This window comes from uncultured Thermomonas sp. (assembly GCF_937872235.1).
GTDB lineage: Bacteria > Pseudomonadota > Gammaproteobacteria > Xanthomonadales > Xanthomonadaceae > Thermomonas > Thermomonas beijingensis.
Genome location: NZ_CALMPC010000099.1, coordinates 1 through 26,204, shown reverse-complemented (window position 1 = coordinate 26,204; position 26,204 = coordinate 1). Strand labels below are relative to the sequence as shown.

General features: G+C 60.8%; 25 protein-coding genes. 20 read left to right on the top strand and 5 right to left on the bottom strand.

Annotated features, from left to right (window positions below; all coding sequences use genetic code 11):
- The coding region (locus QWB57_RS08935) for a TonB-dependent receptor plug domain-containing protein (protein ID WP_288969200.1) at positions 1-1,442 on the bottom strand (1,442 nt) is incomplete at its 3' end.
- Positions 1,443-1,765: 323 nt separating this feature from the next.
- On the opposite strand from QWB57_RS08935, the gene apbC reads away from it, so the two are divergent.
- The 4 genes from apbC to dcd all read left to right on the top strand — a co-directional run bounded on the left by apbC (position 1,766) and on the right by dcd (position 5,339).
- Positions 1,766-2,617: an iron-sulfur cluster carrier protein ApbC gene (apbC, locus tag QWB57_RS08930; protein WP_223627159.1), complete on the top strand. Its 852-nt coding sequence runs from the start codon at positions 1,766-1,768 to the stop codon at positions 2,615-2,617.
- Between the two features lie 94 nt (positions 2,618-2,711).
- Entirely contained in the window at positions 2,712-3,164 is a 453-nt protein-coding gene (locus QWB57_RS08925) for a hypothetical protein (protein WP_288969199.1), read from the top strand.
- 121 nt (positions 3,165-3,285) lie between these two features.
- Positions 3,286-4,680 carry an O-antigen ligase family protein gene (locus QWB57_RS08920; protein WP_288969197.1) on the top strand — a complete coding sequence of 465 codons (1,395 nt, stop codon included), beginning with the start codon at positions 3,286-3,288 and terminating at the stop codon, positions 4,678-4,680.
- 71 nt (positions 4,681-4,751) lie between these two features.
- A complete protein-coding gene (gene dcd, locus QWB57_RS08915) occupies positions 4,752-5,339 on the top strand; it encodes a dCTP deaminase (RefSeq protein ID WP_223627166.1) in 588 nt (195 codons plus the stop codon).
- Here dcd and QWB57_RS08910 read toward each other — a convergent pair.
- On the bottom strand, positions 5,303-6,577 hold the full coding sequence (locus tag QWB57_RS08910) for a TIGR03862 family flavoprotein (RefSeq protein ID WP_288969196.1): 1,275 nt from the start codon (positions 6,575-6,577) through the stop codon (positions 5,303-5,305). The two genes, dcd and QWB57_RS08910, sit on opposite strands and share 37 nt — an antisense overlap.
- Positions 6,578-6,621: 44 nt before the next feature.
- Between QWB57_RS08910 and QWB57_RS08905 the strand changes: the two genes are divergently transcribed.
- Together QWB57_RS08905 and QWB57_RS08900 are read left to right on the top strand one after the other, a co-directional pair.
- Positions 6,622-7,368 (top strand): sulfurtransferase, encoded by a 747-nt coding sequence (locus QWB57_RS08905; RefSeq protein ID WP_288969194.1) that lies wholly within the window; start codon positions 6,622-6,624, stop codon positions 7,366-7,368.
- Complete coding sequence (locus QWB57_RS08900) at positions 7,365-7,517, top strand: hypothetical protein (protein WP_223627172.1); 153 nt, start codon at positions 7,365-7,367, stop codon at positions 7,515-7,517. Before QWB57_RS08905 ends, QWB57_RS08900 begins: the two co-directional genes overlap by 4 nt.
- A 14-nt stretch (positions 7,518-7,531) precedes the next feature.
- Here the strand turns inward: QWB57_RS08900 and QWB57_RS08895 are convergent, their stop codons facing one another.
- The 3 genes from QWB57_RS08895 to QWB57_RS08885 all read right to left on the bottom strand — a co-directional run bounded on the left by QWB57_RS08895 (position 7,532) and on the right by QWB57_RS08885 (position 11,399).
- The gene (locus QWB57_RS08895) at positions 7,532-8,722 is read right to left on the bottom strand and encodes an NAD(P)/FAD-dependent oxidoreductase (protein WP_288969193.1); all 1,191 of its coding nucleotides are present in this window, start codon (positions 8,720-8,722) and stop codon (positions 7,532-7,534) included.
- Positions 8,719-9,474: a gamma-glutamyl-gamma-aminobutyrate hydrolase family protein gene (locus QWB57_RS08890; RefSeq protein ID WP_288969192.1), complete on the bottom strand. Its 756-nt coding sequence runs from the start codon at positions 9,472-9,474 to the stop codon at positions 8,719-8,721. The genes QWB57_RS08895 and QWB57_RS08890 overlap by 4 nt, the downstream gene beginning before the upstream one ends.
- A 77-nt stretch (positions 9,475-9,551) precedes the next feature.
- Entirely contained in the window at positions 9,552-11,399 is a 1,848-nt protein-coding gene (locus QWB57_RS08885; protein ID WP_288969191.1) for a DEAD/DEAH box helicase, read from the bottom strand.
- A gap of 304 nt (positions 11,400-11,703) precedes the next feature.
- On the opposite strand from QWB57_RS08885, the gene QWB57_RS08880 reads away from it, so the two are divergent.
- The 14 genes from QWB57_RS08880 to nuoN all read left to right on the top strand — a co-directional run.
- Complete coding sequence (locus QWB57_RS08880) at positions 11,704-12,060, top strand: NADH-quinone oxidoreductase subunit A (protein ID WP_223627179.1); 357 nt, start codon at positions 11,704-11,706, stop codon at positions 12,058-12,060.
- Positions 12,057-12,647 carry an NADH-quinone oxidoreductase subunit B gene (locus QWB57_RS08875; protein ID WP_223627181.1) on the top strand — a complete coding sequence of 197 codons (591 nt, stop codon included), beginning with the start codon at positions 12,057-12,059 and terminating at the stop codon, positions 12,645-12,647. Before QWB57_RS08880 ends, QWB57_RS08875 begins: the two co-directional genes overlap by 4 nt.
- Positions 12,644-13,405 (top strand): NADH-quinone oxidoreductase subunit C, encoded by a 762-nt coding sequence (locus tag QWB57_RS08870; protein ID WP_223627183.1) that lies wholly within the window; start codon positions 12,644-12,646, stop codon positions 13,403-13,405. The genes QWB57_RS08875 and QWB57_RS08870 overlap by 4 nt, the downstream gene beginning before the upstream one ends.
- Positions 13,402-14,712, top strand: a complete 1,311-nt coding sequence (locus QWB57_RS08865; protein ID WP_223627185.1) for an NADH-quinone oxidoreductase subunit D — start codon at positions 13,402-13,404, stop codon at positions 14,710-14,712. Before QWB57_RS08870 ends, QWB57_RS08865 begins: the two co-directional genes overlap by 4 nt.
- Positions 14,709-15,236 (top strand): NADH-quinone oxidoreductase subunit NuoE, encoded by a 528-nt coding sequence (gene nuoE / locus QWB57_RS08860; RefSeq protein ID WP_223627187.1) that lies wholly within the window; start codon positions 14,709-14,711, stop codon positions 15,234-15,236. Before QWB57_RS08865 ends, nuoE begins: the two co-directional genes overlap by 4 nt.
- Positions 15,236-16,603, top strand: a complete 1,368-nt coding sequence (nuoF, locus tag QWB57_RS08855; RefSeq protein ID WP_288969189.1) for an NADH-quinone oxidoreductase subunit NuoF — start codon at positions 15,236-15,238, stop codon at positions 16,601-16,603. Before nuoE ends, nuoF begins: the two co-directional genes overlap by 1 nt.
- A complete protein-coding gene (gene nuoG, locus QWB57_RS08850; RefSeq protein WP_288969188.1) occupies positions 16,600-18,828 on the top strand; it encodes an NADH-quinone oxidoreductase subunit NuoG in 2,229 nt (742 codons plus the stop codon). Before nuoF ends, nuoG begins: the two co-directional genes overlap by 4 nt.
- A gap of 32 nt (positions 18,829-18,860) precedes the next feature.
- Positions 18,861-19,949 (top strand): NADH-quinone oxidoreductase subunit NuoH, encoded by a 1,089-nt coding sequence (gene nuoH, locus QWB57_RS08845; RefSeq protein ID WP_223627740.1) that lies wholly within the window; start codon positions 18,861-18,863, stop codon positions 19,947-19,949.
- Positions 19,946-20,437, top strand: a complete 492-nt coding sequence (gene nuoI / locus QWB57_RS08840) for an NADH-quinone oxidoreductase subunit NuoI (RefSeq protein ID WP_223627192.1) — start codon at positions 19,946-19,948, stop codon at positions 20,435-20,437. Before nuoH ends, nuoI begins: the two co-directional genes overlap by 4 nt.
- Before the next feature lie 13 nt (positions 20,438-20,450).
- Positions 20,451-21,092 carry an NADH-quinone oxidoreductase subunit J gene (locus QWB57_RS08835; protein WP_223627194.1) on the top strand — a complete coding sequence of 214 codons (642 nt, stop codon included), beginning with the start codon at positions 20,451-20,453 and terminating at the stop codon, positions 21,090-21,092.
- On the top strand, positions 21,089-21,412 hold the full coding sequence (gene nuoK, locus QWB57_RS08830) for an NADH-quinone oxidoreductase subunit NuoK (RefSeq protein ID WP_223627196.1): 324 nt from the start codon (positions 21,089-21,091) through the stop codon (positions 21,410-21,412). The genes QWB57_RS08835 and nuoK overlap by 4 nt, the downstream gene beginning before the upstream one ends.
- A gap of 4 nt (positions 21,413-21,416) precedes the next feature.
- The gene (nuoL, locus tag QWB57_RS08825) at positions 21,417-23,492 is read left to right on the top strand and encodes an NADH-quinone oxidoreductase subunit L (protein ID WP_223627198.1); all 2,076 of its coding nucleotides are present in this window, start codon (positions 21,417-21,419) and stop codon (positions 23,490-23,492) included.
- A gap of 33 nt (positions 23,493-23,525) precedes the next feature.
- Positions 23,526-25,037 carry an NADH-quinone oxidoreductase subunit M gene (locus tag QWB57_RS08820; protein ID WP_288969184.1) on the top strand — a complete coding sequence of 504 codons (1,512 nt, stop codon included), beginning with the start codon at positions 23,526-23,528 and terminating at the stop codon, positions 25,035-25,037.
- A 4-nt stretch (positions 25,038-25,041) separates the two neighbouring features.
- Positions 25,042-26,204 (top strand): NADH-quinone oxidoreductase subunit NuoN (gene nuoN / locus QWB57_RS08815; protein ID WP_288969182.1); only part of this gene is annotated, 1,163 nt, incomplete at its 3' end.

Genomic DNA, 26,204 nt, shown 5'->3' with positions numbered 1-26,204 from the left:
TCGGTTTCGGTGAGCTTGTACTCGGTACGGGTAAAGCCGACGTCGTAATCCCAGTTCGAGCCTTCGCCCAAGGTGCCGTTGACACCCAAGGTGACCGCATACGAGGAACTGACATTGCGGCCCATGGTCTGCTTCCAGTCACCCATATCTTCCGGGGTGAAGGCGCGTTGCAGGTTCAGCAAGTCGCCAGCTGGCAAAGACGCGAGGCAGGCTGGGTCAGTGCCACAGATATCTGGGCCTAAGGCATCAGCCACACCGGTACCGATGCGTGGGTCGAAGAAGTAACCCCACTTCTGACTGGTGCCCCACCAGGTGTAGTTGGAGCCGACGTGGTACTTGACCTTTTCGTGGCTCAACAGCACGTCAGCATACAACTGTGCATTGTCATTGAAGTCGTAGGTGGAGTGCGCATAGAACTGCACGCTTTCCTTGCCGTTCTTCAAGGTGCGATAGCCGGGGGTGGACATCGAGCCGCAGTACTTGGCATCGCCAAAGCCCGGGCGCGTCTGCAAGCCTGCCGTGCCACCGAAACCAGCCGTCACATTGGCGCAGTTGGCGGGGTCAAGGAACTTGTAGCTGGTGAACGGGCTGTACACCAGCCAATCGCGGCTGGCCAGCGCCGGTGAAGCAACGCGGTCGTAGGTCTTGGTTGCGTTATTGGCAACCCAAGTGGTGCCTTGGGTATTGAAATGGCTGGTCAAGTCGCGGTCTGCAGACCACACCGGATCGGTGATTTCCGCCTGCAAGCCGAGCAGGGTGTTCCAGCGGTTGTCGGCGTTGTGCAGGCTGGTAGCGGCGCTGAAACGACCGCTGCGGCCACCACCCTCGGCGTAACCCCCCAAACGGGTGCTGATCACGCTGCCTTCCATGTTCTTCTTGAGGATGATGTTGACCACACCGGCAATGGCGTCCGAGCCATACAGTGAGGACTGGCCACCGGGCAGGATTTCAATGCGCTCGACCAACTCCACCGGAATACCGCTGATGTTGTTGAACACGTCCGAACCGTTGTACAGCGCCGGATAGTTGGCCATCGGGCGGCCGTCGATCAGGTATTTGACATAGCTGGCGGACAGACCAAACAGGCTCAAGGTTTCGGCACCCTGGGTGAACGAAGCCGAGCTCTGGTTGTTCTGCACGCCACCGGTGGCGAAGCTGCTCTTCTGCAACACTTCCGCCACGTTGCTGAAGCCGCGGGCTTGAATGTCCTCGGCCGAAATGATGGTGACCGGAACGAAGGTTTCGACTTGGGTCTGCGGGATCAGCGAACCGGTCACGGTGACCTTGTCCAGATTCTTCGCCTTTTCGTCGGACTTCTGCTGGGTGTCGGTCTTGGTGGCAGCTTGGTCTTGCGCATAGGCAGCGACCGGCAGCATCAAGGCTGCGGCAAGCGCCAGCGTCAGCTGGCTGCGAACAATGGTATTGCGGTGGCGAAGAGCCATGGGAATTCCTTCTTTTTGGAAACGGTTAAACAGAACCAACTGAGGTGATCGATGAGACACCGGAACCAGCCGGGCCCGAAGGGTAACATTCATTTAACATGCTTTGCCTGAATACGTAATACTTGCGTGCCGTATGGTGGGGCTTTTGTTAAATTGTGTGGCTGCGAATGCACCGTAGGCGTCAAGCGGTTTTGACGGCAGCTTTGGGGATATTCGAGAGCAGGTGCTGGGCAATGTCCATTTCACGAACGTAAATGGAACATGAATGGCAAACTCGGGGACTCGGCTAACATTGTCGTTCCATTAACCGAGGCCATCGGCCCATGTCACGTTTGCCCTCCCATGCCGTCCAAGGTGAACTTAAGCCGTTGGCCAATGCGCACAACATCATTGCCGTGGGCTCAGGCAAAGGCGGCGTAGGTAAATCCACGACGGCAGTGAATTTGGCATTGGCACTGGCGGCGGAAGGCCTGAAGGTTGGTGTGCTGGATGCCGATGTGTATGGCCCCAGCATTCCCACCATGTTGGGTTTGTCTGGAAAGCCGGACAGTCCGGATGGCAAGAGCATCCTGCCGATGCGGGCCTACGGGATCGAAGCGATGTCGATTGGCCTGCTGGTGGGCGACGATACGCCGATGATCTGGCGTGGGCCAATGGCTACCCAGGCGCTGACCCAATTGCTGCGGGATACCTGCTGGAGCGATCTGGATGTATTGATCGTGGATCTGCCACCCGGGACGGGCGATATTCAATTGACCATGGCGCAAAAGATCCCGGTGGCCGGTGCGGTGGTGGTGACCACACCGCAGGAAGTGGCCACCATGGATGCGCGCAAAGCATTGAAAATGTTTGAAAAAGTGGAAATTCCTGTGCTTGGTTTGGTGGAAAACATGGCGGTGCATGTGTGCAGTCAGTGCGGCCATGCCGAACACATCTTTGGCAGTGGCGGGGCACAGTGGATGTCGCAACAGTACGACGTGCCGGTATTGGGCTCGCTGCCGCTGCAACGCTCGATTCGTGAGCAGGGCGATGCAGGTAAACCCATCGTGGCCGCGCAGCCGGACTCCGCCGCAGCGCAGGCCTATCGGATGACCGCACGTGCCTTGCTGGCGCGCTTGGCGCAACGGCCGAAGGTACGAACCGGGATTGCTGCGGCGCTGCTGGGGGCAGGCTGAATAGCAGCGGTTTGGTGATGTTGCAGACTGCTATTTCCGTGTGCTATTTTCTTCTCATCTGCCGTCTGACGGCGTTGCGATGGTGGGGTTCAAGATGCGTAAGTATCCTTTGGCAGCGACATTCCTTGCCGCAGTCTGTGCACTGCCCGCCTTTGCGCAATCCCAATCCAGCAATGATTGGGACAAAATCGTGCTGGAGCAGGCCAACGGCAGCGTGATGACCAGCACCGGCGGTGATTACCGTTCGGCGGCGATTGGTGACCAGCTGACGGTGGGCCAATACATGATGCTCTCTGGTGCGCAGCCGGGTGCCAAGCTGGTGTATTACAAGTTGGATGACAAAGGCCGCGTAATCCACAAGTGCGTGCGTGATTACGACCAGGCCAACACCTATGTGGTGGATGCCAGTTGCAAAATCGCCGCCGGATGGGCCCATTCGGGTGGGATGAACGGTGCCAACGTCGGCATGATTGCCGGGGCTGCGCTTGTCGGGGCGGCTTTGCTTGGTTCGGAAAAAAATACGCCGATCAGTAGCGGGAGGCGTTGAGGTCGCAGCCCTGCAACATCGGTTGACGAGCATCAAGGCAAGCTATCCGGCTTGCCTTGATGCGTTTAGGGGACATGGGATTACATTGACCCGCAGTATTGGCCTGGCAAGGAGTTCGTAAGTGTCAAGCGATGTCGCGCGCAGGTGGCTGCTGCCCGCGCTGTCAGCGCTGCTGGCGGCGCTGTGGCTGGGGGGCGGAGTGACCCAAGACGGCACGTCGATGGACGAGTGGTTGCAACTGCTGGCACTGCCTGTGCTGTGGATGTCGGTGCGAGTCTTGTTGGTCGAGTTTCCAGCGGATCGGCTGTCTCGCTGCGGTATCGCGTTAGCGGTCGCTCTCGTTCTGTTGTTGGCCTTGCAGTTGTTGCCGCTCCCCGCATCGATCTGGAACCTGCCCGCAGCTCGTGGCGCACTGACGCAGGACTTGCAACAGGCAGGGGTGGATACCTTGCGTCGCCATTGGAGCCTTGCACCGGCCGCCACCGAACAGGGGTTGTGGGCGCTATTGCCTGCCTTGGCTTGCTTCTTTGCGGCAATAACCCTGGATAAGTTCCAGCGGCGACGCGTGTTACAGGTTGTGATTGTACTGGCAGCCTTCAATGTCCTGTTTGCATTTTTCCAGGCCGGGTTGCCGTTGGACAGCGCGTTGCGGCTCTATGATTTTGATGCGGGGTTTGGTGGGTTGTTTGCCAATACCAATCATCAGGCAACTGCCTGCATCGCGGGCATGGTGCTGGCGACGGGTTTGGGCGCGGAGGCGCGCTTTCGGGCGCGGTGCGAGGGAGTGCACCTGCATGCCGTGTGGGGGTACTTCCTGCTGGCGGGCATGTTTTTGCTGGCCACACCCTTGAGTACCTCGCGTGCAGGCATGGCCATTGCGTTGCCGGCCTTGGCGTTGGCTTTGGTGCTGAGCGGAGCGGTGCCATTGCGCAGGATGAAACGCAATAAGGCGGCATTGGGACTGGCTGCGGGCATAGTGTTATTGATGCTGCTTGGAATGCAGGCGGCGTTGGGCTGGATGGCGATTGATCTTGCCGAAGAGCAACGCCATGTGTTCGCTGAAATCACATTCCAGTTAGGGTTGGCGCATGCGCCGCTGGGCAGTGGCGTTGGCAGTTTCGTGCCGTTGTTTGCTGCCGCCAGCCCACTGCAGATGCAAGATGTGTATTACGTCAATCATGCGCATAATGAATACGTGCAGTGGTGGCTGGAAACCGGCTGGCTGGGCATGCTGCTGCTGGTTGGCGTGCTGGCGGTACTGGCGGTAGCCGTCAAACGCTTGCTGCAACAGCGGCGACGTGGCTCGCAGGTGATATTGGCGGCATCGGCTTGGGTGGCGATTGCCGCAGTATTGGCGCATTCGTGGGCAGACTATCCCTTGCGCACGCTCAGTTTGATGAGCACTACCGCAGCACTGGCGGGGGTGATGTTGGCGGCGCTTGCGGATATCGGTCAACGTCGGCACATGCCCGAGGATGCACGGGATCAGGCTGCTCCCAACGCACTTGCTGATTGAGCGCAGCGCTGGGCAGATGTGGCAACATTCCTTACACTTGCGGGCTTGACCGACGCCAGAAAGCAACCCGCATGAGCATCAAGAGTGACCGTTGGATCCGTCGCATGGCTGAACAGCAGGCCATGATTGAGCCGTATGAGCCGGGTCAGGTGAAGTTTGCCGACAAGAGCGGCACCGGTGGTCAACGTATCGTCAGCTATGGCACCTCCAGCTATGGCTATGACGTGCGCTGCGCGCGCGAGTTCAAGGTGTTTACCAATATCAATTCGACAATAGTCGATCCCAAGCACTTTGACCCCAAAAGTTTTGTCGATGTGGTGGACGATGAGTGCATCATCCCGCCCAATTCGTTTGCGTTGGCGCGTACGGTGGAGTACTTCCGCATTCCGCGCGACACCTTGGTGGTGTGCCTGGGCAAGAGCACCTATGCGCGCTGCGGGATCATCGTCAATGTGACCCCGCTGGAGCCGGAATGGGAAGGGCATGTGACTTTGGAGTTCTCCAACACCACGCCGTTGCCTGCGCGCATTTATGCAGGGGAAGGTGTGGCCCAGATGTTGTTCTTCCAGTCCGCTGCCGATGATGTCTGCGAAACCTCGTACAAGGATCGCGGCGGAAAATATCAGGGGCAGACGGGGGTGACTTTACCGCGTACCTGATTCGAAGTTTGCAGCCATTTTGCCGCGCCGCGCCCGGCACGCAGGCCGCTGGCAAAGCACGCGGTGAGCAGATAGCCGCCGGTCGGGGCTTCCCAGTCCAGCATTTCCCCGGCGCAGAACAGCCCGGGGTGTTGCTTCACCATCAGCGCATCATCCAGTGCGTGCAGGCGCACGCCGCCGGCGGTGGAAATGGTTTCGGCCAGCGGACGCGGGCGCAACAAGCGCAGCGGCAGTGATTTCAGTGCGCCAGCCACCTGCGTCATATCCTGCTGCGCGGGTTGGTCCAGAACTTCAAATACCAGCGCGGCCTTGGCGGCGTCGATGCCGGTTTGCCGGCGCAAATGTTCACCCAAACTGCGGCCGTTGCGTGGTTTTGCAAGATCGTTTTGCAGGCGTTCCAGCGTGCGTCCTGGCACCAGGTCCAGATGCAGCGTCGCTTCGCCGTTGCGGGCAATGCGGTCGCGCAGTTCGGCACTGATCGCATAAATCAAGCTGCCTTCGATGCCGTGTTCGGTCAGTACGCACTCACCTTGCAAGGCGTGTGTGGTGTTGTCGATATCAGGCCAATGGGCAATGACGGGTTTGAGCGGCGCGCCAGCAAATTTGTTCGCAATGAAATCGCTCCACCCAATATCGAATCCGCAGTTGGCCGGCTGCAAGGGTGCAATGTCGATGCCGCGTGCCGTCAGTGCATCTACCCATGCGCCATCCGAGCCTAACTGCGGCCAACTGCCGCCGCCCAGTGCCAGCACGGTGGCGTCGGCAGTGAAACTGGCCTCACCACTGGGCGTTGCAAAGCGTAGCGCGCCGTTGGCGTCCCAGCCCAACCAGCGGTGCTGCACATGGAACTGCACGCCGGAAACTTTCAGGCGGTGCACCCAGCCGCGCAGCAAGGGCGCGGCCTTGCGATCGGTGGGGAACACCCGGCCCGAACTGCCCACGAAGGTGTCGATGCCCAGCCCGCGCGCCCATGCGCGCAAAGCATCGGCATCGAAGCTGTCCAGCCATGTTGCGATGTCATTGGCGCGCTCACGGTAGCGGCCATCAAAGTTCGGACGCGGCTCGGAATGGGTGAGATTCAGGCCACCTTTGCCGGCGATCAGGAATTTGCGCCCAACCGATCCCTTGGCTTCGAATAGATGCACTGGGAGGCCGGTGCCGCACGCGGCTTCGGCGGCCATCAAACCGGCAGGGCCACCGCCGATGATGGCAAGCGTAGGAGTTGGGAGGTTCGACATGCCGCCATGATCCCATGCCGGCAAGGCCCGATTACAATACGCGGATGATCTTGAATATTGCCGCCTACCTGTTTGTTGCGATTGATGATGCCGATGCCTTGGCACTGCGCCTGCGTGAGCGCGCCGAGGCCGACGGCCTGCGTGGCAGCATGTTGGTGACCCCCGAGGGTTTGAACCTGTTTCTGGCCGCCGCAGAGGTACCCTTGCGCGGTTTCCTGGCGTGGCTGCGCGAAGATGCACGGTTTGCCGATCTGCACGCGAAAGAGAGCTGGAGCGAAGCCGTGCCGTTTGCGCGGTTGAAGGTCAAGCGCAAGGCCGAAATCATCAGCTTTCGGCGCACGCATGCCTCGCCGCTGGAACTGGGGGAGCGCGCCCCTGCGGTCGCCCCTCGCACCTTGGCACGTTGGATTGCGCAAGGCCATGACGATGCCGGCAAGCGGTTGGTGTTGTTGGATACGCGCAACCAGCAGGAAGTGGCCTACGGCACCTTTCACAATGCCCTGACCTTGCCCATCGATAAATTCACCGACTTGCCTGCGGCGCTTGCACCGCACCGCGAAGGCTTGCGCGATGCCACCATCGTTAGTTTTTGTACCGGTGGCATCCGCTGTGAAAAAGCGGCGTTGTGGTTGCAGCAAGAGGGCTGGGACAACCTGCTGCAACTGGATGACGGCATCCTGGGTTATTTCGAACAGGTTGGCGGCGCAGGCTACGACGGTGGTTGCTTCGTGTTTGATCAGCGCATCAGCCTGGATCCGGCACTACGCCCATTGCAGGAGGGTGCGGCATGAGCTGGCTTGCGATCGCGATGATCGTCATCGGGGTTTGGGTGGCCATCAAGGTAGCCGGCGCATTGCTGAAACTGGTGTGCTGGGGTGTGGTCCTGATCGGAATTTATTGGTTTGTCGCGCCGATCATGCATTGGCCGCGGTTGTTCTGATTGCAGCGGCGTGATCAACCGCCAATCGCCATGCCCGCGGCGTGGCCCGATGCCCATGCCCACTGGAAATTGTAGCCGCCCAGCCAGCCGGTCACGTCCACCACTTCACCGATGAAATACAGGCCTGGGATGGTCTTGGATTGCAGCGTGCTGGACGACAGGCCATCCGTATCCACTCCTCCCAAGGTCACTTCGGCGGTGCGATAGCCTTCGCTGCCGCTGGCGATCAATGGCCATGCCGCTAACAGTTCGGCAATCGCGTGCAGTTCTGCCGGTGTGTATTGGCGCAGCGGTTTATTGGTCATCCAGTGTTCGCACAGGCGCTGGGCAAAACGTTTTGGCAGGACCTCGCCCAGCACGGTTTTCAACTCTGTGTCGCGCCGTGTGCGTTGCCAATCGGCAAGTTGTTGCGCGCCATCAATGCCGGGCAACAGATCCAGCCGCAGGTCATCACCGGGCTGCCAATACGAGCTGATTTGCAAAATCGACGGGCCGCTGATGCCGCGGTGGGTGATCAGCATGAAGTTGCGAAAACTCACACCATTGCACGTCGCCTCGACCGGCAATGACACCCCCGCCAAGTCCTGCAGGCGCTCGGCATGTTTGCCACTCAAGGTCAGTGGCACCAAGCCGGCGCGGGTGGGCAACACGTGCTGCCCAAACTGTTTGGCAAGCTGATAGCCAAATCCCGACGCGCCCATGCTGGGGATCGATAGCCCGCCACTGGCCACCACCAGTGCGGCGCTTGCAAAATGCCCTTGTGGCGTGTGCAGGCGGTAGTGGCCGGCATCGGTGTGTTCGACACGTTCAATCGTGCAATGCGTGCGAATCTCCACGCCGGCATGCGCGCATTCGGCCAGCAGCATCGCCACGATCTGTTTGGACGAATCATCGCAAAACAACTGCCCCAGCTCTTTTTCGTGATAAGCAATCCGGTGGCGCTCGACCAGCGCGATGAAATGCCACGGCGTGTAGCGCGCCAGCGCAGATTTGCAAAAATGCTTGTTGGCTGACACAAAGTTGGCGGGCGATGCGCCGGTGTTGGTGAAATTGCAGCGGCCTCCCCCGGACATCAGTATTTTTTTGCCTGCTTTATTGGCGTGATCCAGCACCAGCACGCGCAAGCCGCGTTGGCCAGCGGTGAGCGCGCACATCAGCCCGGCGGCACCGGCACCGATGACGATGGCATCAAATTGGGTGTTCACACCCATTCACGCGACGGCAGGGTGTGGCGGCGCTGCGGGCGACCTGCAAGGTCGAGGAAATTGTTGAACACGGCATCGGCTTGTTGCTGCATGGCGGCGATGTGTTGCTGCGTTTGCGTACGGATGGTGGCTTCATCGTGCAGCAAACCGGAGCTTGCCAATTCTTCGCGATATGCAGGATTGGCCAGCCAGCGCTCGATCAACGGCTGATCCATTTCCAGATGGAATTGGAAGCCATAGGCATTGTCGCCGTAGCGAAACGCCTGTTGTGCGCAGTCGGCGCTGGTGGCCAGATGGGTGGCCGATTGCGGGATTTCGAAGCGGCAACCATGCCACTGGAACACCGGTGTGGCGGGCTGCAGCGGGGCCAATACGGGGTCATCCATCCCTGCCGCGGTTTTATGCAGGGGGTACCAGCCAATTTCCTGCACGGGATTGCGCCGCACGGGCGCGCCCAGCACATGCGCGAGAAGTTGCGCACCCAAGCAGATGCCCAGCACGGGTTTTCCCTGCGCCAACATGGTTTCGATGGCGCGCATTTCGTTGCGCAGATGCGCACGCTGCGGGTGGTCTTCGACATTCATCGGCCCACCCAGCACGATCAACCCACGATAGCGATCCACATTGAGTTGGGCATCGGGATGGCGTTCGAAATTCTTGAACCGGATGCGATGACCGCGTCGACGAATCAGCGGGTCAAGCGTGCCGAGTGGTTCAGCAGCAACGTGTTGGAAGACAAGAAGGCGGGACATGGGGCAGGTGGGAAGGACGGTTGTGGTGACTATGCCAAAGCCAACGACAGCGGTGCCAATCCCGGATGCTTATGTCCTTATCGCGGGCCGCGCGGTTTGAACCCGCCGGGCTTGCCGCCGGGCTTGAAACCACCCGGTTTGAACCCGCCTGGCTTGCGTGGGCCACCGGGGCGGTCGTCGCCGCGCGGTGGGCCAAAGCTCCGCTTGCGCTTGGGTGCGTCGATATCGGCATCGCTGGCGAGTTTCATCCGCAGCGGCTTGCTGGCCACCCGCACGTTTTGCATGTGCTCCAGCAGTTCCGGTGGCATGCCATCGGGCAGATCCACCAAGGTAAAATCATCGCGGATATCAATCCGGCCGATATAGCGGCTTTCCAGATCGGCTTCGTTGGCAATCGCGCCCACGATATGCCCCGGCTGCGCGCCATGCTGGTGGCCCACTTCAATGCGGTAGGTGCGCATGCCGGCTTCTGGAGCGCCGTGTTCACGCGGTGTGCGTTCACGCGGCTCCCTCGGCTCACGCTGCGGCCGTTCACCGCGCTCGCTGCGATCGCGGGTGGGGCGGGCATCACGTGCTTCGAAAGCGCGTTCCGAAACCGCCGGTTTGGCCAGCAGCAAAGGGGCCTTGCCCTGTACCAGCTTGGCCAGCGCGGCGGCGACTTCCACCGCCGGCACGTTCTTCTCGCGCTCGTAGCGTTCCACCAAATCGCGGAAGATCGCCAGGTCATCGCTGGCCAGCGCCGCTTCGATCTTGTCGAGAAACTTGGCTACCCGGCGCTCGTTCACGGCATCCACGCTGGGCAGGTTCATCTGCTCGATCTTTTGCCGGGTGGCACGTTCAATCGCCCCCAGCATGCCGCGCTCACGCGGGGCCACAAACAAGATCGCCTCGCCCTTGCGCCCGGCACGGCCGGTGCGGCCAATCCGGTGCACATAGCTTTCGGTGTCGTAGGGGATGTCGTAATTGAGCACGTGGCTGATGCGATCCACATCCAGCCCGCGTGCGGCCACGTCGGTGGCCACCAGCACGTCAAGCTGGCCATCCTTCAAGCGCTGGATGGTGCGCTCACGGGTTTTCTGTTCCACATCCCCATTGATGGCGGCGGCGCTGAAGCCGCGTGCGGCGAGTTTTTCGGCCAGCTCATCGGTGCCCAATTTGGTGCGGGCGAAGATGATCATGGCATCGAACGGCTCGGCTTCCATGATCCGGGTCAGCGCGTCCAGCTTGTTGATGCCACTCACCATCCAGAATCGCTGGCGGATATTTTCGGCGGTGGACGTCTGCGATTTGATCGCGATTTCGGTCGGATCTTTCAGATACGTCTGCGCGATGCGCCTGATCTGGTTGGGCATGGTGGCCGAGAACAGCGCCACTTGCCGTGTTTCCGGGGTCTTTTTCAGCACCGCTTCCACGTCGTCGATGAATCCCATCCGCAGCATTTCGTCGGCCTCATCCAGCACCAGCATGCGCAATTGCGACAGATCCAGCGAGCCGCGTTCCAAATGGTCAATCACCCGGCCCGGCGTACCTACCACCACATGCACGCCGCGTTTCAATGCCGTCAGCTGCGGCAAATAGCTTTGCCCGCCGTAGATCGGCAGCACTTGGAAGCCGGGAATATGGTGGGCGTATTTCTGGAACGCCTCGGCGACCTGAATGGCCAGCTCACGGGTGGGTGCCAGCACCAGCACTTGCGGCTTGCTGGCCGGCGATTCCAGCAGGGCCAGCGCCGGCAGGGCGAATGCTGCTGTTTTGCCGGTGCCTGTCTGCGCTTGCCCGATCATGTCGCGGCCTGCCAGCAGGGCCGGAATGGTGGCGGCCTGGATCGGTGAAGGGGTTTCGTAGCCTACTTCGCGAAGCGCGGCCAGCAGGCTTTGCGGCAGGCCAAGATCAGAAAATGTCACAGGTGCGGTATCGCCGCTCATGGTGCCTCTGGGCGGGTTCGCCGGAAGATTCAAGGACGCATAGTGTACGCGTCTGCCGCTGAGTCGGCGCTCAACAGACTAAAGCGCGTTTTGATTCCCCCGGGTGTTTTGCAGAGCGGGATCGAAATAATCCTGCTGTGAATGCGAACGATTCTTGGCAATGGCGGATTTGCACTGATTTTGGCTGCTTTCGCTGGTTTTGTGGCACGCAAGGTCTGGTCGTCACTGCATATCGGCAGGTACAATGTGCGGCTGTTGCGAGTGGCTTTGGGTTCACTCGCGCCCACAGAAGACAGAGGCACGCGTGCTGGCCGAATATTTGCCCACTCTGCTGTTTTTGATCGTCGCCACCGGGATCGGCATTGCGCTGATCGTGATTGGCAACGTGATTGGCCCCAAGCGGCCGTCCGCCGAGAAGCTGTCGCCCTATGAGTGCGGCTTTGGTGCATTCGAGAACGCGCGCATGCCGTTCGACGTGCGCTACTACCTGGTCGCGATTTTGTTCATCGTGTTCGACCTGGAAATCGCCTTCGTGTTCCCGTGGGCCGTGGTATTCCGCGAGCTTGGGGTGTTTGGCCTGATCGAAATGGGCGTGTTCCTTGCGCTGTTGGTGATCGGCTTCGTGTACGTGTGGAAGCGCGGCGCGCTGGAGTGGGAATGAGCAATATCGTCCAGAATGTTTTGGAAGCCGCCAGCAACCCGTTGCCGGAGGGTCGGCTGGACGACATCCTGCGCCCCGATGGCGACAACCCGCTGCTGCAAAACGGCTATGTGACGACCAGTCTGGATGCGCTGTGGAATTGGGCGCGTACCGGTTCGATGTGGCCGATGACTTTTGGCTTGGCCTGTTGCGCAGTGGAAATGATGCATGCCGGCGCAGCGCGTCTGGATCTGGATCGTTATGGCGTGGTGTTCCGCCCGTCGCCACGCCAGTCCGACGTGATGATCGTGGCCGGCACCTTGGTCAACAAAATGGCCCCGGCGCTGCGCAAGGTCTATGACCAGATGCCCGACCCCAAGTGGGTGATTTCGATGGGTAGCTGCGCCAACGGCGGCGGCTACTACCATTACTCGTACTCCGTCGTGCGTGGTTGCGACCGCGTGGTGCCGGTGGATGTGTACGTGCCCGGCTGTCCGCCGACCGCCGAGGCGCTGGTGTACGGCATTTTGCAACTGCAGAAAAAAATCCGCCGCATGGAGCAAAACCCGTTCTCGAAGACGGCCAAGCCGGAGGGCGCGCGCGCATGAGCACGCAATTATCCGAGCAGCTCATCGCCCGCTTTGGTGCCGATGCCGTGCATGTGGCGCAACCGCATGGTGAAGTCACCCTGGAAGTGACCGCCAGTGCATGGCTGGCCACCTGCAAGGCGGTGCGCGACGAATTGGGCTTCGATACCTTCATCGACCTCTGCGGCATCGATTATCTGGGGTACGGCAATGACGAGTGGGATACCGTCGGGGTGTCCTCGGAAGGCTTCAGTCGTGGCGTGGAGGGGCAGGGCCCCGGCCGCTTCAACTGGGGCCAGCAACCCAGCCATCAGGTTGCCGATGCTGCTTCGGCCGCATTGGATGCGCGCGTCAGCAAGCGCTTTGCGGTGGTGCTGCACCTGTTGTCGATTCGCCATAACCAGCGTCTGCGCCTGCGTTGCTATACGCCAGACGACGGCTTGCCGGTGGTGGCGTCGGTCACCGGCCTGTGGGTGGGGGCCAACTGGTTTGAGCGCGAAGCGTTTGACCTGTACGGCATCATTTTTGAAGGCCACCCGGATCTGCGCCGGATTCTCACCGATTATGGTTTTGTGGGGCATCCGTTCCGCAAGGATTTCCCGCTGATCGGCAATGTGGAAGTGCATTACGACGAGGAGAAAAAGCGCGTGGTGTATGCGCCCGTCACCAGCGTCGAGCCGCGCGTGGGTGTGGCCCGCGTGATTCGCGACGATGCAGGCCTTGCCACCGCGCAAGCGGAAAGCAATAGCCGTATCTTGCAGCGGGAGGCGCGTCGATGAACGACTTGCTGACCCCCAATAGCGACACGTTCGCCAGTAATCCTGCGGAAGCCGCGCAAGAAATTCGCAACTACACGCTGAACTTCGGCCCGCAGCATCCGGCCGCGCACGGTGTGTTGCGCTTGATTCTGGAAATGGACGGCGAAGTGGTGCGCCGCTGCGACCCGCATATCGGGCTGCTGCATCGCGGTACTGAAAAACTGGCCGAATCCAAGCCGTTCAACCAGTCGATTCCGTATATGGATCGTCTGGATTACTGCTCGATGATGTGCAACGAGCACGCCTATGTGTTGGCGATTGAAAATTTGCTGGGCGTGCAGGCACCCGAACGCGCGCAGTGGATCCGCACGATGTTCGACGAGATCACCCGTATCCTCAACCACTTGATGTGGTTAGGTTCCAACGGACTGGATCTGGGCGCGATGGCGGTGTTCCTGTACGCCTTCCGCGAACGCGAAGAATTGATGGACACCTATGAAGCGGTGTCTGGCGCACGCATGCACGCCGCCTACTACCGCCCCGGCGGCGTGTATCGCGACTTGCCCGACGTGATGCCCAAGTACAAGGAATCGCCGTGGCGCAAAGGGCAAAAGCTCAAGCGCTTCAACGAGGCGCGTGAAGGTTCACTGCTGGATTACCTGGAGCAGTTCACCAAGGACTTCCCGGGCCGGGTGGACGAGTACGAAACCCTGCTGACCGGGAACCGTATCTGGAAGCAGCGCACTGTCGGTATTGGCGTGGTGACCCCCGAACAAGCCAAGGCCTGGGGCATGAGCGGCGCGATGTTGCGCGGTTCAGGCATTGAATGGGACCTGCGCAAGAAGCAGCCTTACGCCAAGTACGCGGAAGTGGATTTCGATATCCCGGTCGGCGTCAACGGCGACTGCTACGACCGCTATCTGGTGCGTGTTGCCGAAATGCGCCAATCCAACCGCATCATCGCGCAATGCGTGCAATGGCTGAAGGCCAACCCCGGCCCGGTGATGCTGAACAATTACAAGGTGTCACCGCCCAGCCGCGGCGAAATGAAGCACAGCATGGAAGCGCTGATCCACCACTTCAAACTGTTCTCGGAAGGCTATTGCGTACCCGCCGGCGAGACCTATGCCGCGGTCGAAGCACCCAAGGGCGAGTTTGGCTGCTATCTGGTGTCGGACGGCGCCAACAAACCGTTCCGCGTGCATCTGCGTGCACCGGGGTTTGCGCATTTGTCGTCGATGGATGACATCACCAAGGGACACATGCTGTCCGACGTCGTGGCCATGATCGGCACCTACGACATCGTGTTCGGCGAGGTTGATCGATGAAAGCAACAGGCAATTTCGAAGCGTGCCGCAACGTGGATCCGATGGTGGCATTGTCGGACGCAACCCGTGCGCATATCGACCACTGGTTGACCAAGTTCCCACCGGAGCGCAAGCGCTCGGCGGTGCTGCAGGGTTTGTATGCCGCGCAGGAGCAAAACCAGGGCTGGCTGACCGATGCGCTGATCGCCGCGGTGGCCAAGTACCTGGACCTGCCGCCGGTGTGGGCCTATGAAGTGGCCACGTTCTACTCGATGTTCGAAACCAAGCCGGTGGGCCGCAACAATGTGGCGTTTTGCACCAATATCAGTTGCTGGCTCAACGGTGCGCAGGAATTGCTGGCGCATGCCGAGCAGAAGCTGGGTTGCAAGCTGGGCGAGTCCTCCGCCGATGGCCGCGTGTACCTGAAGAACGAAGAAGAATGTGTCGCCGCGTGCTGCGGCGCGCCGGTGGTGGTGATCAACGGGCATTACCACGAAAAACTCACGCCACAAAAAGTGGATGCGCTGCTGGATGGGCTGAAGTAATGGGCGTTCACTCTCACTATTCGGAAGGCTATGGTCCGGTCGGTCCCGCACCGAAAGAGCATCAGGCCGTGTATACCACGCTGCATTTCGACAAGCCGTGGTCGTATGAAAATTACCTCAAGACCGGCGGCTACCAGGCGCTGCGCAAAATCCTGACCGAAAAGATCCCGCCCGCCGACATCATCGAGCTGGTCAAGGCTTCCGGTCTGCGCGGGCGTGGCGGCGCGGGCTTCCCCACTGGCCTCAAGTGGAGCTTCATGCCCAAGCACGAGGGTGAAAAATACATCCTGTGCAATTCGGACGAGTCCGAACCGGGGACCTGCAAGGACCGCGACATCCTGCGCTACAACCCGCACGCAGTGCTGGAAGGGCTGGCCATCGCCTGCTACGCCACCAATACCAAGGCGGCCTACAACTACATGCGTGGCGAGTTCCACCACGAGCCGTTCGAACATATCGAAGAGGCGCTGGCCGAGGCTTACAAACACGGCTGGCTGGGCAAAAATATTCTGGGTTCGGGTATCGATATCGATATCCATAACGCCCTTGGTGCCGGTGCTTACATCTGCGGCGAAGAAACCGCATTGATGGAATCGCTGGAAGGCAAGAAAGGCCAGCCGCGCTACAAGCCGCCGTTCCCGGCCAATTTCGGCCTGTACGGCAAGCCCACCACGATCAACAACACCGAGACCTATGCCTCGGTGCCGGCCATCGTGCGCAATGGCGCCGAATGGTTCATGAGTTTGGGCAAGCCCAACAACGGCGGCTGCAAGATTTTCTCGGTCTCCGGCCATGTAGCCAATCCGGGCAATCATGAAATCCGCCTTGGCACGCCGTTCCCGGAATTGCTGGCGATGTGTGGCGGTATCCGCAATGGTCACAAGATCAAGGCGGTGATTCCCGGTGGTTCCTCGATGCCGGTGCTGCCGGGCGAGGTGATGCTGCAGTTGACCATGGACTACGACGCGATCCAGAAAGCGGGCTCGGGCCTGGGCTCCGGCGCGGTGATCGTGATGGACGAAACCACCTGCATGGTGCGGGCCTGCCAACGCATCAGCCAGTTCTACAAAGCCGAAAGCTGCGGCCAGTGCACGCCATGCCGCGAAGGCACCGGCTGGATGCATCGGATGTTGACCCGGATCGTCAACTTCGAGGCCACGCTGGACGATTTGCAGATGCTGCGCGCCTCGGCCGGGCAGATTGAAGGCCACACCATTTGTGCCTTCGGTGAAGCCGCCGCATGGCCGGTGCAGGGGTTCCTGCGCCATTACTGGCATGAATTCGAATATGCCATCGTGAACAAGCGCTTCTACGTCGATGACGAGCGCGCCGGCACGCTGGTTCAGTCTGAAAAGGTGGTTGCGTGAGCGCACAACCCGTCAATCCGAATCTGCCGCCCGACCACGTCACCGTCTTCATCGACGGTGTCGAGATGGCCGCGCCCAAAGGCTCGATGATTATCCAGGCCGCCGACAAGGCCGGTATCCCGATTCCGCGTTTCTGCTACCACGAGAAACTGCCGATTGCCGCCAATTGCCGCATGTGCATGGTGGATACCGAAGTGGGGGGCCGCGCCGCGCCCAAGCCGTCGCCGGCTTGCGCCACGCCGGTGATGGATGGCATGAAGATCTACACGCGCAACGACAAGGCGCTGAAAGCGCAGCGCAATGTGATGGAGTTTTTGCTGATCAACCATCCGCTGGACTGCCCGGTGTGTGACCAGGGCGGCGAATGCGAGTTGCAGGATCTGTCGTTGGGCTATGGCCGTTCGGTCAACCGGTTTGTCGAGCGCAAGCGCACCGTGGCCGATGAGGATCTGGGTCCGCTGGTCGCCAGCGAAATGACCCGCTGCATCCAGTGCACCCGCTGCATCCGTGTCACTGCCGAAATCGCCGGCACCTACGAGCTGGGTGGCATGTATCGTGGCGAAAACCTGCAGATCGGCACCTTCGACGGCAAGCCGCTGACCACCGAGTTGTCCGGCAACGTGATCGACGTGTGCCCGGTGGGCGCGCTGACCAACAAAGTGTTCCGCTTCAAGGCGCGTCCGTGGGAACTCACCGCGCGGCCATCGCTGGGGTATCACGATGCGCTGGGCAGCAACCTGTTCCATCACGTGCGCCGTGGCGAACTGTTGCGCAGCGTGCCGCGTGACAACGAAGCGGTCAACGAATGCTGGCTGTCCGACCGTGACCGCTATGCGCACGCAGGCTTGACCGCCGGCGACCGCGCCACCGTGCCGCTGATTCGTGATGGTGATAGCTTCCGCGAAGCGTCGTGGGAAGAAGCGCTGGCCAAGGCCGCACAGATTCTGCAAGACAATGCCGGCGACAATTTGGGCGTGCTGGTGCATCCGGCAACCTCGAATGAAGAGGGTGCGTTGTTGGCGCGTCTGGCCGCAGGCTTGGGCACCGGCAATCTCGATCACCGCATCGCCCAGCAAGACCTGTCCGATGGTGCGCAAGCACAAGCGTTTGCAATGCCAGTGGCCGAGATCGAACAAGCCGATGTCATCGTGATCGTGGGTAGCCACCTGCGCTTTGAAGTGCCGTTGCTGCACCAGCGGGTGCGCAAGGCGGTCAAGCGCGGCGCACGCGTGTTCGTGGTCAATCCGGTGGATTTCGAGTTCACCTTCGCCATTGCCGGCAAGCAGATCGTGCCGCCGTCGCAATTGGCGTCGGCGCTGGCCAATGTCGATGTCGGCGATACTGGCAATGTTGCGGTAATCGTTGGCGGCGTGGCTGAAAACAGCCCGTATGCCGCCGCGATTCGCAGTGCAGCCACCGCCTTTGCCGCGGCCAGGAACGCCAGGCTGTGCCGCATCCCGCAAGGGGCCAATGCGTTGGGTCTCAGCCGTGCCGGGGTGCTGCCCAGTACACGCGATGCACAAACCATGCTGCGCGAACCGCGCAAGGCCTATGTGCTGTACGGCATCGAGCCGGGCCTGGATTTTGCCGATCAGCAAGTCGCGATGAAAGCGCTGGGCCCCGCGCAGGTGGTGGCGTTCAGCCAGTTTGCCTGTACCTCCACCCGTGCGGTGGCCGATGTGATTCTGCCGATTGGCGCGCTGCCGGAAATCGACGCCAGCCTGACCAATCTGGATGGCATCGAGCAGCAAGCACAGCCCGCTGGCAAATTGCCGGGGCAGGCGCATTCGGGCTGGCGCGTGTTGCGTGCACTCGGCGGCGATCTGCACGTAGCCGGTTTTGAGTTCACCGATCTGGCCGGCTTGCGCGCCAGTCTTGCGCCGCAGGCGGTGCAGGTGGCCAAGGGGGCAGCGGTGGCGGTCAGCGGCAGCGGTTTGGACGTGGTGGTATCGCAAGCCATCTATCGGGTGGATGCGGTGACCCGGCGCTGCGACGCCTTGCAAGCGCATCCGCTGACCACCGGCCCACGCGCCGTGCTGCACCCCGTCGATGCGGCAGGGATGGCCGATGGTGCGATGGTGCAACTGGCCACGGGGTCCGGGAAGGCCACCTTGCCGGTGCGGCTGGATGTGCGCGTTGCCCCAGGCAGTGTGTGGATTGAATCGGGCTACGGTGCCACTGCACCGCTGCTGACCGCAGGCAAGCTGGAGGTCGTACGCGCATGACTATCGCGATGAACCTCGCGGCCAACCCGCTGATGCAATACGCCATTGATCCCTTGCGTGAATTGCTGTTGTCGTTCGGCACATTGGGCATGCTGGTGTGGGTCGTGCTGAAGATCCTCGCCATCGCCGTGCCGGTGATCGTGTCCGTGGCCTTCTACGTGGTCTGGGAGCGCAAGCTGATCGGCTGGATGCACGTCCGCCATGGGCCGATGTACGTCGGCTGGGGCGTCCTCCAAGCCTTCGCCGACGTGTTCAAACTGTTGTTCAAGGAAGTGGTGCAACCTACCGTTGCGCATCCGGTACTGTATCGCCTGGCCCCCATGTTGGCGCTGGTGCCGGCATTTGCGGCGTGGGCAGTGGTGCCGTTTGACACCCGGGTGGTGCTGTCCAATGCCAATGCCGGTTTGCTGTACCTGTTGGCGATGACCTCGCTGGGGATCTATGGCGTGATCATTGCCGGTTGGGCGTCGAACTCGAAGTACGCCTTCCTCGGCGCGATGCGCGCTTCGGCGCAGATGATCAGCTACGAAATCGCGATGGGATTCTCGCTGGTCGGTGTACTGATCGCCGCGGGCAGCTTGAACCTGTCCGAAATCGTGATGGCGCAATCCGGCAAGGGCTTGGTCAGTTGGTTCTTTATCCCGCTGGCCCCGCTGTTTGTGGTGTATTTCGTGTCCGGTGTGGCCGAAACCAACCGCGCACCGTTCGACGTGGTGGAAGGCGAATCGGAAATCGTTGCCGGGCACATGGTCGAATATTCCGGCTCGCAGTTCGCGCTGTTCTTCCTGGCCGAATACGCCAACATGTTGCTGGTCAGCTTCCTGACCGCAACCTTCTTCATGGGCGGCTGGCTGTCCCCCATCCCGCCGTCGTGGACGGCCAACATTCCGCTGCTTGGGGTGGTGCTGGGCGATGGTTGGTGGTGGTTGCTGCTCAAGGTGGGTTTCTTCGCCACCTGCTTCATCTGGTTCCGCGCCGCGTTCCCGCGCTACCGCTATGACCAGATCATGCGGCTGGGTTGGAAGGTCTTTATCCCGATCACCATCGCTTGGATTTTTGTCACCGCACTGCTGGTGTACTTCGGCGTGATTGGTGGCCATGCAATGGGAGCGGTGGCATGAGCAAGGTTGTGCAATACCTCAAAAGCTTGCTGCTGCTGGAATTGCTCGGCGGCCTGTGGCTGACGTTGAAGTATCTGTTCCGTCCCAAGTACACCTTGATGTACCCGATGGAAAAGACCCCGGCGTCGCCGCGTTTCCGTGGGGTGCACGCACTGCGCCGCTACGCCAATGGCGAAGAGCGCTGCATCGCCTGCAAATTGTGCGAAGCGGTGTGCCCGGCCTTGGCCATCACCATTGAAGCGGCACCGCGTGCGGATGACGGCACCCGCCGCACCACCCGCTATGAAATCGATTTGTTCAAATGCATTTTCTGCGGCTTCTGCGAAGAGTCTTGCCCCACCGACTCGATCGTGGAAACCCACATCCACGAATACCATTTCGACCAGCGCGACCAAAGCGTGCTGACCAAGCAGAAATTGCTGGCCATTGGCGACCGCCTCGAGGCGGAGATCGCCGAACGTCGCGCCGCCGACGCCCCGTATCGCTGAGGCAGACCTGAGCATGGACTTCGATTTTCAAACCCTTGCTTTCCTCACCTTCGCCGCGGTTGCGGCGGCGGCAGGGCTGGCTGCAATCACCGCCCGCAATGCGGTGCACGCCGTACTGTGGCTGGTGCTGACGTTTTTCTCGGTGGCCTGTACCTGGATCGTGGGCGGGGCCGAGTTTCTTGGCGTTGCCCTGGTGCTGGTGTATGTCGGCGCGGTGATGGTGCTGTTCCTGTTCGTGGTGATGATGCTGGACATGGACAAAACACCGATGCGGCAAGGCTATGTGCGCTATCTGCCGGTCGGGCTGGTGGTGGCGGTGCTGATGCTGGTGCAGATGCTGGCCTTGATCGGTGTGCGCAGCGCCGTACAGACGCCGCTGGCCGACAACGCCGCGGTGGCTGCCGACATCCCCAACACCACCTGGCTGGCGCGCGCCCTGTTCACCGAATTCATGCTGCCGTTTGAAGTGGCCGCGGTGATTTTGACGGTCGCGGTGGTGGCTGCGGTGATGTTGACCTTGCGTCGGCGCCCGGGTGCCAAGCACCAAAACCCGGCCGAACAAGTTCGCGCACGCCCGGCCGACCGCGTACGCATGGTGAAGATGGCAGCAGTGCAAGCAGCCACGCAAGCCAAGCCGGAGGAGGGCACGCCATGACCAATCTCATCTCGGCCCTGACCCTGGGCCATTACCTGACGCTGGGCGCGGTACTGTTTTGCATCAGCGTGGCGGGGCTGTTCTTGAACCGCAAGAACGTGATCATGCTGCTGGTGTCGCTGGAGCTGATGCTGCTCTCGGTCAACATCAATTTCGTCGCGTTCTCGCGTTCGCTGGGCGATGCCGCGGGGCAGGTGTTCGTGTTCTTCATCCTGACCGTGGCTGCTGCCGAGGCCGCGATTGGCTTGGCCATCCTGGTCACCTTGTTCCGCAACCGCCGCAGCATTGATGTTGCGGACATTGATAGTTTGAAGGGCTGACCTGATGGATTCGGCAATCCTGATCTCCAAGACCCACCTGTTGCTGGTCGTCTTGCTGCCCTTGATCGGCAGCATCTTGGCTGGCTTGTTTGGTCGCCAAATCGGCCGCGCCGGTGCGCACAGCGTCACCATCCTCGGCGTGGCTGCCAGCTGCGCGCTGTCGGCCCATGTGCTGTGGCAGTTGTTGCAAGGTGCCGCGCCATTCAACGAGAACCTGTACACCTGGCTGCAAGCCGGCGACATCTCGGTCAATGTCGGTTTCATGGTCGACAAGCTGACTGCGATGATGATGGTGGTGGTCACCTTCGTGTCGCTGCTGGTGCACATCTACACCATCGGCTACATGGCCGAAGACGATGGCTACCAGCGCTTCTTCAGCTATATCTCGCTGTTCACCTTCAGCATGTTGATGCTGGTGATGAGCAACAACTTCATGCAGCTGTTCTTTGGCTGGGAAGCGGTGGGCCTGGTGTCGTACCTGCTGATTGGTTTCTGGTACAAGAAACCGACCGCCGTGTTTGCCAACCTGAAAGCCTTCCTGGTCAACCGCGTCGGTGACTTCGGCTTTTTGCTGGGGATCTCGGGCGTGCTGTACTGGATTGGCACGCTGGATTACGCCACCGCGTTCGCCAATGCAGGCGTGATCAAGGACATGACCGTGCAAATCCTGCCCGGGCATACTTGGATGGTGCCCACCGTCATTTGCATCTGCCTGTTCATTGGTGCGATGGGCAAGTCGGCGCAGGTGCCGCTGCATGTGTGGCTGCCCGATTCGATGGAAGGCCCCACCCCCATTTCGGCACTGATCCACGCCGCCACCATGGTGACCGCCGGTATCTTCATGGTGGCGCGCATGTCGCCGCTGTTCGAGCTGTCGGAAACCGCGCTCAATTTCATCCTGTTCATCGGTGCCACCACCGCGTTCTGGACCGGTTTGATCGGCATGGTGCAAAACGACATCAAGCGCGTGGTGGCGTATTCCACCTTGTCGCAGCTGGGCTACATGACGGTGGCGTTGGGCGTGTCGGCGTATTCGGCGGCGGTCTATCACCTGATGACGCACGCCTTCTTCAAGGCGCTGCTGTTCCTGGGTGCCGGCTCGGTGATCATCGGCATGCACCACGAGCAGGACATGACCAAGATGGGCGGTCTGCGCAAATACATGCCGATCACCCATATCACCATGTGGATTGGCACCCTGGCGCTGGTGGGCACACCGTTCTTCAGTGGCTTCTATTCGAAGGACACCATCATTGAAGCCGCCGCGCATCACGCCGCCGAAAATGCGGGCAGTTTCATCGCCCAATATGCCAACTGGGCGGTGTTGCTGGGTGCGTTTGTCACCAGTTTCTACAGCTTCCGTCTGCTGTATCTGACCTTCTTTGGCGAAGAACGCTTCCGCAACAACCACGCGCACGATGCACATGGCGCGCACGATGATGCGCATCACGATGCACATGGCCATCACGGCGTGCATGTGCCACACGAATCGCCATGGGTGGTGACCGTGCCACTGGTGCTGCTGGCGATTCCGTCGATGCTGATCGGCTTCTTCACGGTTGGTCCGATGTTGTTTGGCACCGACATGCTGGGCCACGTCAAGCAATTGCCGTTCTTCCTCGGCGCCATTGAAGTGCTGCAAGAGAACGACGTGATTGCGGCATTGGCGCACGAGTTCCATGGCCCGGTCGCGTTTGCCCTGCACGGGTTCATGGCGCCGGCCTTCATGCTGGCACTGATGGGCTTCTTCCTGGCCACCTTGCTGTACATGGTCAAGCCGGAATGGCGGGTGGCCATTACCCGCCATTTGGCGTGGCCGATTCGCCTGCTGCAACGCAAGTACTACATGGACGATCTGTGGATTGGCGGGTTTGCCGGCGGTGGTTTGAAGATCGGCAAAGCGTCCAGTTCGATCGACAGCGGGCTGATCGACGGTGCCGTCAACGGCAGCGTCAGCTTCATCGGCATGGTGGCAGCGCTGGCCCGCAGGGTGCAGACCGGCTACCTGTACCACTATGCCTTCGCAATGATTTTGGGTTTGGTCGCGCTGCTGGCGATGGCCAAGTACTACTGGCTGTAAGCCGGTACCGATGACTGGATGGAAACTGCAAGCGTGACCCACTGGCCCCTGCTTAGTTTGTTGATCTGGCTGCCGATTCTTGGCGGCGTGTTCACCCTGATGGCTGGCAACAAGCGGCCGGATCTGGCGCGTTGGATTGCGCTGGGGTTTGCCTTGCTGACCTTCGTGGTGAGCTTGCCGCTGCTCACCGACTTCCAGATGGGGAGCGCGGCGATGCAGTTCGTCGAGCAGCGTGCGTGGATTCCGGCGTATGACATCCAGTACCACTTGGGTGTGGATGGCCTGTCGGTGCCGCTGATCGTGCTGACCACCTTGGTGGGTGCATTGGTGCTGGTGGGCGCATGGGGTTCGGTGAACAAGCGTGTGGCGCAGTACTACGCCAGCCTGATGATTCTGGAAGGCGCGATGATCGGCGTGTTCTGCGCGCTGGACTCGATGCTGTTCTATGTGTTCTTCGAAGCGATGCTGATCCCGATGTTCATCGTGATCGGCGTGTGGGGTGGCCCGCGCCGCATTTATGCGTCGATGAAGTTCTTCCTGTACACCTTCATCGGTTCGGTGTTCATGCTGATTGGCCTGATCTACCTGTATCTGAAGGGCGGTAGCTGGCAGATCGCCGACATGGCCGCGCTGCCGCTCAGCATGACCGAGCAAACCTGGTTGTTCTGGGGCTTCTTCGCCGCGTTCGCGATCAAGGTGCCGATGTTCCCGGTGCACACCTGGTTGCCGGATGCGCACGTGGAAGCGCCCACCGGTGGTTCGGTGGTGCTGGCCGCGATCATGCTGAAAATTGGCGGCTACGGTTTCCTGCGCTTCACCCTGCCGATCGTGCCCGACGCCGGCCACGAATTTGCATGGTTGATGATCGCATTCAGCCTGATCGCCATTGTCTATGTGGGCATGGTGGCGCTGGTGCAGGCCGACATGAAGAAGCTGATCGCGTACTCGTCGGTCGCGCACATGGGCTTCGTGATTCTGGGCACCTTCATCGCATTTGCGCTGGTACGTGACCAGAACCTGGGCGATGCCGCACGCCTCGGTTTGCAGGGCGCCATGGTGCAGATGATTTCGCACGGTTTCATTTCCGGTGCGATGTTCTCCTGCGTGGGCGTGTTGTACGACCGCATGCATACCCGCATGATCAAGGACTACGGCGGAGTCGCCAAGGTCATGCCGTGGTTCGCGCTGTTCTGGGTGTTCTTCGCCATGGCCAATTGCGGTCTGCCGGGTACCAGCGGTTTCGTGGGTGAATTCCTGGTGGTGTTGGCCAGCTTCCAGCAGAACCCGCTGATCGGTTTGGGTGCAGCCTTGACCTTGATCATCAGTGCGGCGTATTCGCTGTGGCTGACCAAGCGGATCATCTGGGGCGAGGTAGGCAACGCGCACGTGGCCGAGCTCACCGACATCAACGCACGCGAATGGATCGTGCTGGGCGTGTTCGCTGCCTTTACCCTGGCGCTGGGGGTGTATCCCAAGCCGCTGACCGATTTGATGGAGCCGTCCATCGCGCAACTGGCGGGTCAGCTCGCCGCGACCAAACTTTAAGGACATGACGACGATGCAGGCCACTCTCGCCATGCCGGCAGTCACCCAATTGCTGCCGCTGATTCCCGAACTGGTGCTGGTCGGCGCCGCGTTTGGATTACTGATGCTGGATCTGTTCCTGAAGGACAGCCAGCGCGTGTTCACCCATGTGTTGTCGGTGCTGGCGCTGTTGCTGGTGGCCGGTTTGATTGCGTGCGGCGTGGGTGTGGGCGATGACACCAGCGTGCTCAACAACATGTTCGTGCGCGACACCATGGCCGATGTGCTGAAAATCAGTACCTGCCTGATTTCCGCAGTGGCCTTGCTGTTTGTGTGGCCGTACCTGCGTGATCGCGGCCTGTACAAAGGCGAAGTGTCGGTGCTGGTGCTGTTTGCGGTCCTCGGCATGCTGCTGCTGATCTCGGCCGGCAGCCTGATCATGGTGTATCTGGGCCTGGAGCTGCTGGCGTTGAGTTCGTACGCGCTGGTGGCCGTGGACCGCGACAGCAAGTTGGCGTCGGAAGCGGCGATGAAGTACTTCGTGCTGGGCGCGCTGGCCTCGGGCTTGCTGCTGTACGGCATGTCGCTGGTGTATGGCGCCACCGGCAGCCTGGATCTGGCCACCATTCGCGAGGCCGCCCCCGGCGTGGCGCAGCCCATGCTGCTGCTCACCGGCGTGGTGTTCATGATCGCCGGCATCGCCTTCAAGTTTGGCGCAGCGCCGTTCCATATGTGGCTGCCCGACGTCTATCACGGCGCACCCACACCGATCACCTTGTTCATTGGTTCCGCGCCCAAACTGGCGGCGTTTGCCATGGTGGTGCGCCTGCTGGGCTTTGGGGCTTCGCCGCTGGCTGCGCAGTGGCAGCCGATGTTGGCGGTACTGGCAGCATTGTCGCTGGTGCTGGGCAATGTCATCGCGTTGATGCAGACCAATCTCAAGCGCATGCTGGCGTATTCCACCATCTCGCATGTCGGCTTTTTGTTCCTCGGCCTTGCCGGCGGCGGCGCCGAAGGCTATGCCGCTTCGATGTTCTACGCGATCAGCTACGCGCTGATGGCGACCGCCGCGTTCGGGGTGATCGTGCTGTTGTCGCGCCGTGGGTTCGAGGCCGACAACATCGACGACTTCAAGGGCCTGAACGCGCGCGACCCGTGGAGTGCCGGCATGGTGCTGTGCGTGATGGC